This window comes from Mycobacterium sp. DHQP2018-32-09, assembly GCF_058148405.1.
In genome coordinates, this window is sequence record NZ_JBYVYK010000035.1 from 23,152 (window position 1) to 37,352 (window position 14,201).

The 14,201-nt window shown below is 70.6% G+C and carries 14 protein-coding genes; 11 read left to right on the plus strand and 3 right to left on the minus strand.

Annotated features, from left to right (window positions below; genetic code table 11):
* The first annotated feature begins 6 nt into the window (after positions 1–6).
* Positions 7–681 carry a DUF429 domain-containing protein gene (locus AC30CM_RS17550; protein ID WP_490118179.1) on the plus strand — a complete coding sequence of 225 codons (675 nt, stop codon included), beginning with the start codon at positions 7–9 and terminating at the stop codon, positions 679–681.
* Between the two features lie 58 nt (positions 682–739).
* Positions 740–1,774, plus strand: coding sequence for a COX15/CtaA family protein (locus AC30CM_RS17555; RefSeq protein WP_490118180.1), 1,035 nt, complete (start codon positions 740–742; stop codon positions 1,772–1,774).
* Here the strand turns inward: AC30CM_RS17555 and AC30CM_RS17560 are convergent.
* On the minus strand, positions 1,733–2,662 hold the full coding sequence (locus tag AC30CM_RS17560; RefSeq protein WP_490118181.1) for an ATP-grasp domain-containing protein: 930 nt from the start codon (positions 2,660–2,662) through the stop codon (positions 1,733–1,735). The two genes, AC30CM_RS17555 and AC30CM_RS17560, sit on opposite strands and share 42 nt — an antisense overlap.
* An 18-nt stretch (positions 2,663–2,680) precedes the next feature.
* Between AC30CM_RS17560 and AC30CM_RS17565 the strand changes: the two genes are divergently transcribed.
* Both AC30CM_RS17565 and arfB read left to right on the plus strand, forming a co-directional pair.
* Positions 2,681–3,667, plus strand: coding sequence for a quinone oxidoreductase family protein (locus tag AC30CM_RS17565; protein WP_490118182.1), 987 nt, complete (start codon positions 2,681–2,683; stop codon positions 3,665–3,667).
* Between the two features lie 10 nt (positions 3,668–3,677).
* Positions 3,678–4,103 carry an alternative ribosome rescue aminoacyl-tRNA hydrolase ArfB gene (arfB, locus tag AC30CM_RS17570; RefSeq protein ID WP_490118183.1) on the plus strand — a complete coding sequence of 142 codons (426 nt, stop codon included), beginning with the start codon at positions 3,678–3,680 and terminating at the stop codon, positions 4,101–4,103.
* Positions 4,104–4,132: 29 nt separating this feature from the next.
* Here arfB and AC30CM_RS17575 read toward each other — a convergent pair whose 3' ends face one another.
* Positions 4,133–5,083, minus strand: a complete 951-nt coding sequence (locus AC30CM_RS17575; protein WP_490118215.1) for a heme o synthase — start codon at positions 5,081–5,083, stop codon at positions 4,133–4,135.
* 212 nt (positions 5,084–5,295) lie between these two features.
* Between AC30CM_RS17575 and tkt the strand changes: the two genes are divergently transcribed.
* The 6 genes from tkt to AC30CM_RS17605 are packed head-to-tail and all read left to right on the plus strand — an operon-like array spanning position 5,296 to position 12,129.
* Positions 5,296–7,389 carry a transketolase gene (gene tkt / locus AC30CM_RS17580; protein ID WP_490118184.1) on the plus strand — a complete coding sequence of 698 codons (2,094 nt, stop codon included), beginning with the start codon at positions 5,296–5,298 and terminating at the stop codon, positions 7,387–7,389.
* Positions 7,390–7,415: 26 nt separating this feature from the next.
* The gene (gene tal, locus AC30CM_RS17585) at positions 7,416–8,531 is read left to right on the plus strand and encodes a transaldolase (RefSeq protein WP_490118185.1); all 1,116 of its coding nucleotides are present in this window, start codon (positions 7,416–7,418) and stop codon (positions 8,529–8,531) included.
* Positions 8,532–8,555: 24 nt separating this feature from the next.
* Positions 8,556–10,085 (plus strand): glucose-6-phosphate dehydrogenase, encoded by a 1,530-nt coding sequence (gene zwf, locus AC30CM_RS17590; RefSeq protein ID WP_490118216.1) that lies wholly within the window; start codon positions 8,556–8,558, stop codon positions 10,083–10,085.
* Between the two features lie 2 nt (positions 10,086–10,087).
* Positions 10,088–10,999 carry a glucose-6-phosphate dehydrogenase assembly protein OpcA gene (gene opcA / locus AC30CM_RS17595; protein ID WP_490118186.1) on the plus strand — a complete coding sequence of 304 codons (912 nt, stop codon included), beginning with the start codon at positions 10,088–10,090 and terminating at the stop codon, positions 10,997–10,999.
* Complete coding sequence (gene pgl / locus AC30CM_RS17600) at positions 10,992–11,732, plus strand: 6-phosphogluconolactonase (protein WP_490118187.1); 741 nt, start codon at positions 10,992–10,994, stop codon at positions 11,730–11,732. Before opcA ends, pgl begins: the two co-directional genes overlap by 8 nt.
* Positions 11,733–11,751: 19 nt before the next feature.
* Positions 11,752–12,129, plus strand: a complete 378-nt coding sequence (locus AC30CM_RS17605; protein WP_490118188.1) for an ATPase — start codon at positions 11,752–11,754, stop codon at positions 12,127–12,129.
* A gap of 63 nt (positions 12,130–12,192) precedes the next feature.
* Here AC30CM_RS17605 and AC30CM_RS17610 read toward each other — a convergent pair whose 3' ends face one another.
* The gene (locus AC30CM_RS17610) at positions 12,193–13,134 is read right to left on the minus strand and encodes an SDR family NAD(P)-dependent oxidoreductase (protein ID WP_490118189.1); all 942 of its coding nucleotides are present in this window, start codon (positions 13,132–13,134) and stop codon (positions 12,193–12,195) included.
* Positions 13,135–13,214: 80 nt separating this feature from the next.
* Between AC30CM_RS17610 and AC30CM_RS17615 the strand changes: the two genes are divergently transcribed.
* Entirely contained in the window at positions 13,215–14,147 is a 933-nt protein-coding gene (locus AC30CM_RS17615) for an AraC family transcriptional regulator (protein ID WP_490118190.1), read from the plus strand.
* The last annotated feature ends 54 nt before the right edge of the window (positions 14,148–14,201 follow it).

Consider the following 14,201-nt stretch of genomic DNA (forward strand, 5'->3'; position numbering starts at 1 on the left):
ACCGCCGTGACGAGCGTCCTCGGCATCGACGCCTACCGTGGCGGCTGGGTGGGCGTCGAGTTGTGCGAAGGCGCGTTCGTCGGCGCGCACGTCGGCGACGCACTCGCCGACGTGGTCGCCGGAGTGCCCGGTGCGGCCGCCGTCGGCGTGGACATGCCGCTGGGGTTGGTGGACCGCGGCGTCCGCGACACGGACGCCGCAGCACAACGCCTCCTGGGCAGACGCCGCTCGAGCATCTTCGTGATTCCTCCAGCGCCGTGCTGGCAGGCCGCCAGCCACGCCGAGGCGTCCGCGCTGAGCAAGGAGCTGACGGGCAAGGGCATGAGCATCCAGGCGTGGGGGTTGCGCCGCAAGCTGCTCGAGGCCAACGCCCTGTACGACGACGGCGCCGCCCTGTGGGAGGTGCACCCCGAGCTGTCGTTCGCAGAACTCGGGCTCACCGCCGACGACGGCTCGAAGAAGACCTGGCGCGGCCAGCGTGCCCGGCTGCGGGTGCTGGCGGCGGCGGGCATCGACGTGCCCGAAGACCTGGGTGCCGCGGCGGCCGTGCCCGCCGACGACGTGCTGGACGCCGCGGCCGTCGCGTGGAGCGCCGCGCGGATCGCCGCGGGCCGGGCCTTCGGCGTGCCGGAGCGGACCCAGCTCGACACCCGGGGCAGGCGCATCGCGATCTGGTGTTGACCGGCGCCCCACCAACCCCTACTACGAGGCGTAGTTTCGGTTCCACTACCATCGGGGCGTGGTCGTCGGACGCGTGTTCACCAGGGCCGTCGACGTGCTGCCGATGCCCAGCCTGCGCGTGCAGCGCCTCATCGCGTTCGCCGTCATCCTCACGCAGGGCGGCATCGCGGTCACCGGCGCCATCGTGCGCGTCACCGCGTCCGGCCTCGGCTGCCCCACGTGGCCGCAATGCTTCCCCGGCAGCTTCGTGCCCGTTCCCCACGCCGAGGTGCCCGTCGTGCACCAGGCCGTCGAGTTCGGCAACCGGCTGCTGACGTTCCTGGTCGTGCTGACCGCCGCCGCAGCCGTGCTGGCCGTGACCCGCGCGCGCCGCAGGCGCGAGGTACTGGTCTACGCCTGGTTGATGCCGGCCTCGACCGTCGCGCAGGCCGTCATCGGCGGCATCACGGTGCTCACCGGGCTGCTGTGGTGGACGGTGGCGATCCACCTGCTGGTGTCGATGGCGATGGTGTGGCTGGCGGTGCTGCTGTACGTGAAGGTGGGCGAACCCGACGGTAAGGGCACGGTCGGCGGAGCCGACGATCAGATCACGGTCGGCGGAGCCGAGGGCGGGGTCGTGACGCCCGCCGTGCCGCAGCCGCTGCGCTGGCTCGTCGCCCTGGTGGGCGTCGCGCTGTCGGCCGTCCTGGTCACCGGCACGATGGTCACCGGCGCGGGCCCGCACGCCGGCGACAAGAGCATCGAGCGGCCCGTGCCGCGCCTCGAAGTGGAGATCCTCACCCTCGTCCACGCGCACTCGACGCTGCTGGTGGGCTATCTGTCGCTGGTCGTGGCGCTGGGATTCGCCCTGGTGGCCGTGCGCGCGCCGCGCCCGGTGCTGATCCGCCTCGGCGTGCTGGCCGCCCTGGTGGTGGCGCAGGGACTGGTGGGCGCCGTCCAGTTCTTCACCGGCGTGCCCGCCGTGCTGGTGGCCGTCCACGTCGCGGGTGCCGCCGCCTGCACGGCGGCCACCGCGGCACTGTGGGCCGCGACGCGCCCGCGGGTGCCCGCCTCAGCGGGCCAGCGGCCCCTGCCCGAGCCGGTCAAGGGCTGATTCCAGACACAGCGTGAACTGGCGCTGCTGCCGGTCGCGGGTCTCCTCGTCGAGCTGACGCCACCCCAGTGACGGCTCGACGAGTTCCAGCTCGAGCAGCCGCGGGTCGTCACGCTCCCCGATCACGTCGACCCGCGCATACAGGAAGTCGGCGGGACGCACGTGCAGGCGTGCCGCGGCCGCCCGCAGCGCCGCGTGGCCGACGTCCCACATCTCGAAGTCCGGGTCCGCCGGCCGCAACGTCTCCTCGGCGAAGGTGCCCGAGGCGTCCATCGCGGCGGCGCTCCCCGGCGGGGGCAGCATGGGCCCCTTGGTGAACGCGTGCGACGGCTCACCGCCCAGGAACACCATGGCCGTCTCCCCGGCCTCGATGCGCCGATCGTAGGGCTGCACCAGCACGGTGCGGCCCGCCGCCTGCAGCGCCGACGCGTGCCTGCGGGCGTCGTCGGGGTCGGTGAAGCGTTGCGCACCGACCGATCCCGCGCCCACGGCGGGCTTGACCACCACCTCACCCGCCGGCACCTCGACCGTCTCACCGGGCGCGTAGAAGGCGCTCGGCACCGTCGGCACGCCGGCCGCGGCGAGATCGGCGAGGTAGCGCTTGTCGGAGTTCCACGCCACGACGTCCGGCGCGTTGATCAGGTTGCGCACCCGTCGCGTCCAGGCCAGGAACTCGTCGAGCCGCTCCGTGTAGTCCCACGTGGCGCGCAGGATCACGACGTCGGCGCGCTCGGTCTCGGGGTCGTCCCACGACCGCCAGCGCGCGTGCAGGCCGCGCGCGCGCAGCGCCGCGACCAGGCCGGCGTCGTCGCCGTCGCCCTCGACGAGGGCCGGACAACCTGCGAAGACGATCCGTGGGTGGTGCAGTTCGGGCCGCGCGAGTTTCACGCCTGCATGATAGGAGGCATGTACGCCATCGAAGTCGCCGAGACCGGCGGTCCCGAAGTCCTCACCCGCGTCGAGAAGGAACGGCCCTCCCCCGGGCCCGGCCAGGTGCTCATCAAGGCCGAGGCCATCGGCGTCAACTTCATCGACACCTACTTCCGGTCGGGGCTGTACCCGCGGCAGCTGCCGTTCGTCGTCGGCACCGAGGTGTGCGGCACGGTCGCAGCCGTCGGCGACGACGTCGCCGCCCTGACCGTCGGGGATCGCGTGGTGACCGCCCAGGCCGACGGGGCCTACGCGGAGTACTGCCTGGCGCCCGCGGACTTCGTGGCCTACGTCCCCGACGCGGTGTCCGCCGAAGTCGCGGCGTCGGCACTGCTCAAGGGCATGACGGCGCACTACCTGATCAAGTCGGTCTACCCCGTGCAGCAGGGCGACGCGGTGCTGGTGCACGCCGGCGCAGGCGGCGTGGGCCTGATCTTGACCCAGTGGGCCACCAGCATGGCCGTGAAGGTCATCACGACGGTGTCGACCCCGGAGAAGGCCGAGTTGTCCCGCCAGGCGGGTGCCGTCGAGGTGCTGGACTACCCCGGCGAGGGTGACGAGGGCGCCAAGGCGTTCGGCGCACGGGTGCGCGACCTCACCGGCGGCGTCGGCGTCGCCGCGGTGTACGACGGCGTGGGCGCGTCGACGTTCGAGGCGAGCCTGCACAGCCTCGCGCTGCGCGGCACCCTGGCGCTGTTCGGCGCATCCAGCGGCCCGGTGCCGCCGTTCGACCCGCAACGCCTCAACGCCGCCGGATCGCTGTTCCTGACTCGCCCCACCCTGGCGCACTACGCCGGGGTGCCCGACGAGTTCTCCTGGCGGGCCGGCGAGCTGCTCGACGCCATCGCCACCGGCACGTTGTCCGTGACCGTCAGCGAGCGCTATCCGCTGGCGGAGGCCACGCGGGCGCACACCGACCTGCAGGGCCGCCGGACCGTGGGTTCGGTGGTGCTGGTGCCCTGATGATGCGCCGATGACAGCCGATCTGCCCGTGACTCGGACGCTGGTGGTGCCGGCGTCCGAGCTGCGGGAACGGTTCTCGCGGTCGTCGGGGCCCGGCGGTCAGGGCGTGAACACCGCCGACAGTCGCGTCGAGCTGTCCTTCGACGTGGCGCACTCGCCGTCGGTGCCGCAGCACCTGCGCCACCGGATGCTGTGTCGGCTCAAGAGCCGGTTGACCGGTGGTGTGCTGGTGGTCGTCGCCAGTGAGCATCGCGCGCAACTGCAGAATCGGGCCGCGGCCCGGGAACGCATGGCGCGCCTGCTGCGGGACGCCGCCGCCCCGCCCCCGCCGATGCGGCGGCCCACCAGGCCGACGCGCGGTTCTCAGGAGCGCCGGATCGCGCAGAAGAAGCGCCGCGGCGTCACCAAGCGGGGGCGCGGCGGCGGCTGGGACTGAACGCCCCGGTTCGACGGCCGGCGACGCCGTCAGTGCAGGAGCGTCGGCAGCGCCAGCGCGGAGTCCACGGCCAGGGCGCAGAACACCACGGCCAGATAGTTGTTGGACTGCAGGAACAGCCGCAGCGGCTTGACCGGCTGGCCCTTCTTGACGCCCCGGTAGAGCTGGTGGGCCATCAGCAGGAACCAGGCGCCGGCCAGCGCGGCGACGGCGGCGTACAGCCAACCCGCGGCCAGCGCCAGCCCGAGCGTCGCCAGCACGGTCAGCCAGGTGTAGATGAGGATCTGCCGGGTGACCTCGCGCTCGGTCGCCACGGCGGGCAGCATCGGCACGCCGGCGGCCTTGTAATCGTCCTTGTAGCGCATGGCGAGCGCCCACGTGTGCGGCGGCGTCCAGAAGAAGATCACCAGGAACATCACCAGCGCGGGCCACTGGATGGTCCCGGTCACCGCCGACCACCCGATCATCACCGGCATACAGCCCGCAGCGCCGCCCCACACCACGTTCTGCGACGTCCGCCGCTTGAGCAGCAGCGTGTAGACGAAGACGTAGAACGCGATGGTGGCCACGGCGAGCAGCCCGGACAGCAGGTTCGACGACCACCACAGCCAGAAGAACGACGCCACCGACAGCACCAGGCCGAAGATCAGCGCGTGCCGCGTCGGCACCGTCGCGCGGGCCAGTGGCCGCAGCGCCGTGCGCTTCATGACCTTGTCGATGTCGGCGTCGGCGACGCAGTTGAGGGTGTTCGCGCCCGCGGCGGCCAGCATGCCGCCGATCAGCGTGTTCAGGATGAGCAGCGGGTCGACCGTGCCGCGGTCGGCCAGCAGCATCGCGGGAATGGCGGTGACGAGCAGCAGCTCGATGACGCGGGGCTTGGTGAGGCCCACGTACGCCAGCAGCGTGGAACGGATCCGGCCGCCCGCGGGCTTGTCCGCCGATCCACTGCCGGAATGTCCGACGAGACGGCGCTCGCGAATGCTCACGCAGTTGACTCCTCGATGTTCCGCGGCAGCGCACAGCTTCTACTACGGACGATGGTAGACCGCCGGGGTCGGATCACCACATCGCAGGGTCGCTTCGCGGTGTCCGGCAGGTGAACCGATGTTCACGAGGGGATGCGTCCTGCAGGACCGAAGCGTTGAGCACTAGGGTGAGGGAGTCTGACTTTGCGACCAGGAGGAGTGAGTTCGTGACCACCGTGGAAGAGATTTCCGCACTCACCCAGCCCCACCACCCCGACGATTGGACGGATCTCGACTCCGTCGCCGTGGACACCGTCCGCGTCCTCGCCGCCGATGCCGTGCAGAAGGTCGGCAACGGCCACCCGGGCACCGCGATGAGCTTGGCCCCGCTGGCCTACACGTTGTTCCAGCGCCAGATGCGCCACGATCCGAGCGACGTGCACTGGCTGGGCCGCGACCGTTTCATCCTGTCGTGCGGGCATTCCAGCCTGACGCTGTACCTGCAGCTCTACTTGGGCGGTTTCGGTTTGGAGCTGGAGGACATCGAGGCGCTGCGCACCTGGAAGTCCAAGACCCCGGGGCACCCCGAGTTCCGGCACACCAAGGGCGTCGAGATCACCACCGGCCCGCTGGGCCAGGGCCTGGCGTCGTCCGTCGGCATGGCCATGGCGGCGCGTTTCGAGCGCGGCCTGTTCGATCCCGACGCCGCGCCGGGCACCAGCCCGTTCGACCACTTCATCTACGTCATCGCCTCCGACGGTGACATCGAGGAAGGCGTCACCAGCGAGGCGTCGTCGCTGGCGGGCACCCAGCAGCTCGGCAACCTCATCGTGTTCTACGACAAGAACCACATCTCCATCGAGCACGACACCGACATCGCGCTGAGCGAGAACGTCGCCGACCGCTACCGCGCCTACGGCTGGCACGTGCAGGAGATCGAGGGCGGCGAGAACGTCGCCGGCATCGAAGCGGCCATCGAAGAGGCCAAGAAGGTGACCGACAAGCCGTCGTTCATCTCGGTGCGCACGATCATCGGCTATCCCGCGCCGACGAAGATGAACACCGGCGGCGTGCACGGTTCGGCGCTCGGCGACGACGAGGTGGCCGCGGTCAAGAAGGTGCTGGGCTTCGACCCGGACAAGACGTTCGAGGTGCGCCCCGAGGTCATCGAGCACACCCGCAAGCTCGTCGACCGCGGGCGCGAGGCCCACGAGAAGTGGCAGACCGGCTTCGACGCGTGGGCCGAGCGCGAGCCCGAGCGCAAGAAGCTGCTCGACCGGCTCACCGCCGAGGAGCTGCCCGAGGGCTGGGACGCCGACATCACGCACTGGGAGCCCGGCAGCAAGCCCGTCGCCACGCGCGCCGCGTTCGGCCAGGTGCTCAACGACGTCGCCCCCAAGCTGCCCGAGCTGTGGGGCGGTTCGGCCGACCTGGCGGGCAGCAACAACACCACGATCAAGGGCGTCGACTCGTTCGGCCCGCCGTCGATCTCCACCTCGGACTTCACCGCCAGCCCGTACGGGCGGGTGCTGCACTTCGGCATCCGCGAACACGCCATGGGCGCCATCCTGTCCGGCATCGTGCTGCACGGCCCCACGCGGGCGTTCGGTGGCACGTTCCTGCAGTTCTCGGACTACATGCGGCCGGCGGTGCGGTTGGCCTCGCTGATGGACATCGACACCATCTACGTCTGGACGCACGACTCGATCGGCCTCGGCGAGGACGGCCCCACCCACCAGCCCATCGAGCACCTGTCGGCGCTGCGCGCCATCCCGAACCTGTCGGTGGTACGTCCCGGCGACCCCAACGAGACCGCCTACGCGTGGCGTAGCATCCTCGCCCGCGGCAACGGCTCCGGGCCGGTCGGTTTCATCCTCACCCGCCAGGGCATCCCCGTCCTGGAGGGCACCGACGCCGACGGCGTCGCCAAGGGCGGCTACGTCCTGGGCGGCGGCAACCCGGCCGACGACGCCGACGTCATCATCATCGCCACCGGGTCCGAGCTGCAGCTTGCGGTGGAGGCGCGAAAGCAGTTGGCGGAGAAGGACATCGTCGCCTACGTGGTGTCCATGCCGTGCGTCGAGTGGTTCGAGAGCCAGCCCAAGGAGTACCGCGACAGCGTGCTGCCCCCCGAGGTGTCCGCCCGCGTCGCCGTCGAGGCCGGCATCGCGCAGAGCTGGCACAAGCTGGTCGGCGACACCGGCGAGATCATCTCGATCGAGCACTACGGCGAGTCGGCCGACGACAAGACGTTGTTCCGCGAGTTCGGCTTCACGCCCGAGGCCGTGGTGGCCGCCGCGGAACGATCGATGGACAACTGACGAACACACGATTTCGAGGAGCGACAATGGCGCAGAACCCCAACCTGGCGGCGCTGAGCGCCGCGGGTGTCTCCGTATGGCTCGACGACCTGTCCCGCGACCGGTTGCAGTCGGGCAATCTGACGGAGCTGATCAACACCCGCAGCGTCGTGGGCGTCACCACCAACCCGTCGATCTTCCAGGCGGCGTTGTCCAAGGGCGACGCCTACGACGGGCAGATCGCGGAACTCGCCGAGCGCGGCGCCGACGTCGACGCCACCATCCGCACCGTCACCACCGACGACGTGCGCAACGCGTGTGACCTGTTCGCCAAGGTCTACGAGTCCACAGGCGGCGTCGACGGCCGGGTGTCCATCGAGGTGGACCCGCGGCTGGCCCACGACACCGACAAGACGATCCTGCAGGCCATCGAGCTGTGGAAGATCGTCAACCGGCCGAACCTGCTCATCAAGATCCCGGCCACCAAGGCAGGCCTGCCCGCCATCACCGCGGTGATCGCCGAGGGCATCTCGGTCAACGTGACGCTGATCTTCTCGGTCGAGCGCCACCGCGCGGTGATGGACGCCTACCTTGCCGGTCTGGAGAAGGCGAAGGAGGCGGGTCACGACCTGTCCAAGATCCACTCCGTCGCCTCGTTCTTCGTCTCCCGCGTGGACACCGAGATCGACGCGCGCCTGGAGAAGATCGGGTCGGACGAGGCGCTGGGCCTGCGCGGCAAGGCAGGAGTGGCGAACTCCCGGCTGGCCTACGCCGCCTACGAGGAGGTCTTCGGCGGGGAGCGGTTCGCCGCCCTCAAGGGTGACGGTGCCCGCGCGCAGCGCGTGCTGTGGGCCTCGACCGGCGTGAAGAACCCGGACTACTCCGACACCCTGTACGTGACGGAGCTGGTCGCCCCCAACACCGTGAACACCATGCCGGAGAAGACGCTCGAGGCCGTCGCCGACCACGGCGAGATCACCGGCGACACCGTCTCGGGTACCGGTGCGGCGGCGCAGCAGGTCTTCGACGCGGTCGCGGGCGTCGGCATCGACCTCACCGACGTGTTCCTGGTGCTGGAGAACGAGGGCGTCGAGAAGTTCGAGAAGGCGTGGGGCGAACTCCTCGAGGCCACGCAGCAGCAGTTGGACGAGAAGAAGTCCTAGCCGCTGATGACCGACTGCGCGAACATGCCCGCGGACTGGGTGAACCCGCTGCGGGACAAGCGTGACAAGCGCATGCCCCGCATCGCGGGCCCGTGCGCGGTGGTGATCTTCGGCGTGACGGGCGACCTGGCCCGCAAGAAGCTGATGCCGGCGATCTACGACCTGGCCAACCGCGGCCTGCTGCCGCCCACGTTCGCGCTGATCGGTTTCGCGCGCCGCGACTGGGCCGACGAGGACTTCGCGAAGGTCGTCTACGACGCCGTCAAGCAGCACGCGCGCACGCCGTTCCGCCAAGAGGTGTGGGACCGGTTGGCCGAAGGCTTCCGGTTCGTGCAGGGCACGTTCGACGACGACGAGGCCTTCGCCCGGCTCAAGGACACCCTGCACACGCTCGACGACGAGCGCGGTACCGGCGGCAACCACGCGTTCTACCTGTCGATCCCCCCGAACGCGTTCCCGGTGGTCTGCGAGCAGCTGTCGAAGTCGGGGCTGGCCAACAAGCCCGACGGATGCTGGTCGCGCGTCGTCATCGAGAAGCCGTTCGGCCACGACCTGAAGAGCGCCGAGGAACTCAACGCGGTGGTCAACAGCGTGTTCCCGGAGTCGTCGGTGTTCCGCATCGACCACTACCTGGGCAAGGAGACGGTGCAGAACCTGTTGGCGCTGCGCTTCGCCAACGAGATGTTCGAGCCCATCTGGAACTCGCATTACGTCGACAGCGTGCAGATCACCATGGCCGAGGACATCGGCCTCGGCGGCCGCGGCGGGTACTACGACGGCGTCGGCGCCGCGCGCGACGTCATCCAGAACCACCTGATGCAGCTGCTGGCGCTCACGGCGATGGAGGAGCCGCTGAGCTTCTCCCCGCACGAACTGCAGGCCGAGAAGATCAAGGTGCTCTCGGCCAGCACGCTCGCCGAGCCGCTGGACGAGACCACGGCACGCGGGCAGTACGCGGCCGGCTGGCAGGGCGGCGAGAAGGTGGTGGGCCTGCTCGACGAGGAGGGGTTCTCCAAGACCTCGACCACCGAGACCTTCGCGGCCATCACCGTCGACGTGGACACGCGCCGCTGGGCGGGGGTGCCGTTCTACCTGCGCACCGGAAAGCGGTTGGGCCGCAGGGTCACCGAGATCGCGCTGATCTTCAAGCGGGCGCCGCACCTGCCGTTCGACGCGACCATGACCGAGGAGCTGGGGCAGAACGCCCTGGTGATCCGGGTGCAGCCCGACGAGGGCATCACGTTGCGGTTCGGCTCGAAGGTGCCCGGCAACAACATGGAGGTCCGCGACGTCAGCATGGACTTCTCCTACGGTTCGGCGTTCGCCGAGGAGTCCCCCGAGGCCTACGAACGCCTGATCCTCGACGTGTTGCTGGGCGTGCCGTCACTCTTCCCCGTCAACGAGGAAGTCGAATTGTCCTGGAAGATCCTCGATCCCGCGCTGGAGCACTGGGCCAGCCAGGGCAAGCCGGAGCCCTACGAGTCCGGTGGCTGGGGTCCGGAGTCGGCGTTCGAGATGTTGCGGCGCAGCGGCCGGGAATGGAGGCGACCCTAACGATGATCGTCGATCTGCCGGACACCAGCACCGGGGCCATCAACAAGAAGATCGTCGCACTGCGCGAGGAGGGCGGGGCCATCACGCTGGGCCGCGTGCTCACGCTGGTGATCGCCCCCGACACCGAGGCGGTGCTCGAGGAGTCCATCGACGCCGCGAACGCCGCCAGCCGCGAGCATCCGTGTCGGGTGATCGTGGTGAGCCCGGGCGACCGGTTGGCCAACGAGGCCCGGCTGGACGCGCAGCTGCGGGTGGGCCGGGACGCGGGCGCCAACGAGGTGGTGGTGCTGCGCCTGTCGGGTCCGCTGGCCAACCACGCCAGCAGCGTCGTCACGCCGTTCCTGCTGCCGGACACCCCCGTGGTGACGTGGTGGCCGGACGTGGCGCCGCCCGTCCCCGCGCAGGACCCATTGGGCCAGTTGGCTATTCGCCGCATCACCGACGCCACCAACGGCGTCGACCCGCTGGAGTCCATCAAGGGTCGGCTCGCCGGTTACACCCCCGGCGACACCGATCTGGCGTGGAGCCGCATCACGTACTGGCGGGCGCTGCTGACGTCGGCGCTGGATCAGGGTCCGTTCGAGAAGATCGAGTCGGCGCTGGTGTCGGGTTTGCAGTCCGAGCCCGCCCTCGACGTGCTGGCCGGGTGGCTGGCCAGCCGCATCGACGGTCCCGTGACGCGCGCCGTCGGGGACCTCAAGGTCGAGTTGGTGCGTGCCAGCGAGACCATCACGCTGGCCAGGCCCCAGGAGGGCATCACGGCGACGCTGTCGCGCACCGGCAAGCCGGAGGCGTTGGTGCCGTTGGCGCGCAGGGAGACCCGCGACTGCCTGGCCGAGGACATGCGTCGCCTGGACGCCGACGAGATCTATCAAGCCGCCCTGCAGGGCATGGACAAGGTGACGTATGTCTGAGGTCGAGATCGAGAAGTACGCCGACGCCGAGCACCTGACGGCGGCCGCCGGGCACCGCCTGGTGCGCACCATCGCCGCGGCCGTGGAGGCCCGCGGCGTCGCGCACGTGGTGCTCACCGGCGGCGGCACCGGTGTGAAGCTGCTGGCGCGCGTCGAGGATCATGCGGCCGACGTCGACTGGAGCAAGGTGCACGTCTACTTCGGCGACGAGCGCTTCGTGCCCGCCGACGACGACGAGCGCAACGAGAAGCAGGCGCGCGAGGCGCTGCTGGACGACCTGTGGATCCCGGATTCGCACATCCACGCCATCGCCGCCAGCGACGGTGAGTTCGGTGACGACATCGAGGCCGCGGCCGCGGGGTACGCGGCGGTGCTGGCCGAGTTGGCCCCCGACGGCGAGCCGACGCCGCGCTTCGACGTGCACCTGTTGGGGATGGGCGGCGAGGGTCACGTGAACTCGTTGTTCCCCGACACCGCGGCGGTGCGTGAGACGCAGCGGACGGTGGTCGCGGTGACCGACTCCCCCAAGCCGCCTCCGCGTCGCGTCACGCTGACGCTTCCTGCCGTGACGCGGTCGCGCGAGGTGTGGTTCGTGGTGGCGGGCGAGGAGAAGGCCGACGCCGTCGCGGCGGCGGTGGGCGGCGCGGCACCGGTCGACGTGCCCGCAGCCGGTGCGGTGGGCACCGACGCCACCGTGTGGCTTCTCGACGAAGCCGCCGCGGCCAAGCTCTAGCTCGGCGCATACTCGACGGATGGCGGACAGGGGCACCGGTCGGCGCGACAACGGTGGTGGCCGGCAGCGGCTCAAGACCTTGACCCAGGCCGCCTTGAACGCCGACGTGACCGTGGAGCAGGTCGATGCGCTGCTCACCGGCCTGGGACAGACGCTCGACGATCTGGACCGGTCCACCACCGGGTTGGACACCACGTTGGCCCGCTTCAACGAGACCATCACGCGGATCGACGAATTGGCGCCGCGGTTGATCGCCGTGGTGGAGCGGCTCGAGGTCATCGTCGACCGCGTGGAGCGCATCGTCGGCGTCGGTGAATCGGTGATCGCGCCGCTGACGGTCACGGAGAACGTGGTGCGCGGCGCGGTGAGCGTGTTCCGGAAGTCCACCGGCCGGTAGCGTCGCGACGCGGTGTCCGGTGAGGTAACCGGCGCCGGCTGCCGGGCTTGATCACCGGGACGGTCACCGGGGCAGTTGCCCCGACAGGGTGGCCAGGTCCCAAAGCCATTCCGCAGCAGCATGATCCGCGGCATGCGGAGCGAGCCCGCCCGGCCCCGCGGCATCGACGGCGGCGGGTTGATTGTCCTCGAAGTACCTTCCGGTCACCTGCGCCGTGAGCGGCGAGGCGGCGAGCAGCACGCTGGGAGCGGCACCTTCGGCGAGGGTCTTCGAATACGGCTGCGGAATCACGTTCCCGGCGTCGTCGATCGCGCCCATGTCCCGCAACGTGTCGCCGTCGAGATGACGCTGCAGGCCGGTCATGACCCAGCCCGGGTTCAGCGAATTGGCGACGATGCCGTCGTCGGCCCACCTCCGGGCGGCCTCGGCGGCGAACAGGATGTCGGCGGTCTTGGACTGTGCGTAGGCGACCCAGCGGTCGTAGGGACGCCGTTGGAACTGCGGGTCGTCGACGTCGATGCCCGCGTCGCGGTGGGCACCCGACGACACCACGACGAGCCTGCCGCCCCCGCCCTCGGACAGCGCGGCGCGCAGGCCGTGCGCGAGGACGAAGTGGGCCAGGAAGTTCACCGACAGGTGATGTTCCCATCCCGAGGAGTCGACTTGCCGGTAGGGGAAGGCCATGATCCCGGCGTTGGCGATGAGCGCGTCGAGCCGTCCGCGCCACGCGGCGGCGAAGGCGGCCACGGCGCTCGTGTCGTCGAGGTCCAGTCGTTCGAGGTGCACGCGTGATGCCAGGGCTCCCGTCAGGTCGTCGTCGACGCGCCGAGGGTTTCGGACACCGACGACCACGTCCGCGCCGGCCCGGGCCAGCGATCGGGTGATCTCGGCCCCGATCCCCGAGCCGCCACCGGTCACCAGGAACCGGTGGCCCGTCAGGTCGACGTCCTCGAGGACGTCTGCGGCCGTGGTGCGAGCGTCGTAGGGCAGGGATGTGTGCGTCATACCGCCAACATATGACCGCCGCGGTGGACGGAGAATCCCTGAGGGTCGACTTTTCTTTAGCGATCGTCCAGACTGTCGGCGTGGACCCGCTCTCGGACGTGTTGCGGCTGACCGGTGTCACCGCGCACGTCACGGCCGGGATCACCGGCAACGGACCGTGGGCGGTCGCCTTCGACGCCCCCACCGGCGTGAAGTTCAACGCCGTGATGCGCGGGCGATGCGGGGTGCGGGTCGGCGATGCCACCGTCACCGTGTCGGAGGGCGACTGCTTCCTGCTTCCGGCACGGCTGCCGTTCCTGCTGTTCACCGACCCCGCCGCGATCGTGCGACCGGCGTCCGAGATCTTCGCCGGTGTCACGGGGGCAGTCCCGGCCCATGTCGGCGAGCCGTCCGACGTGCCCGAGGTGAGCGTGCTCGGCGGACACTTCGACTTCACCTCCCGCGCCGACGCGCTGCTGCTGCAACGCCTTCCGCCCCTCGTCTACCTCCCGGCGGCCAAGCCGGAGTCGCGGCCGGTCAGGGCGCTCGTGGAGGCCATCGACCGGGAACTGCACGATCCCGCGCCCGGATCCGACGTCATCGCCGAGAGCCTCGCGACGGCAATGCTCGCGCGGGTGCTGCGAACCCACCTGCGGGACGCCGCGGCGCCGACCTCCGGCTGGCTGGCGGGATTGCGCGACCCGGTCGTGGCGCAGGCGATCTCGGCCATCCACCAATCCCCAGAGCGGCGTTGGACGGTGGCGGGGCTCGCGTCGCGGGCCGCGGTGTCACGCTCCACGCTTGCGGCCCGTTTCACCCACGCCGTCGGATCTGGACCGCTGGAGTACCTGACCGCCTGGCGGATGGAGGTGGCCGCAGACCGGTTGCGGAGGACCGACGAACCGCTCGCCGCCATCGCCAAGGCCGTCGGCTACGGCTCCGAGAGCGCGTTGAGCGTCGCGTTCAAACGGGTCATGGGCATGCCTCCGGACGCGTTCCGGCGCCAGGCGATCACGTCGGCGCGCCACCGCTGACCGGCCGACGGTCCGGCCACCACACCGCGAGCGGATCGACGTGCGCTGCCAGCC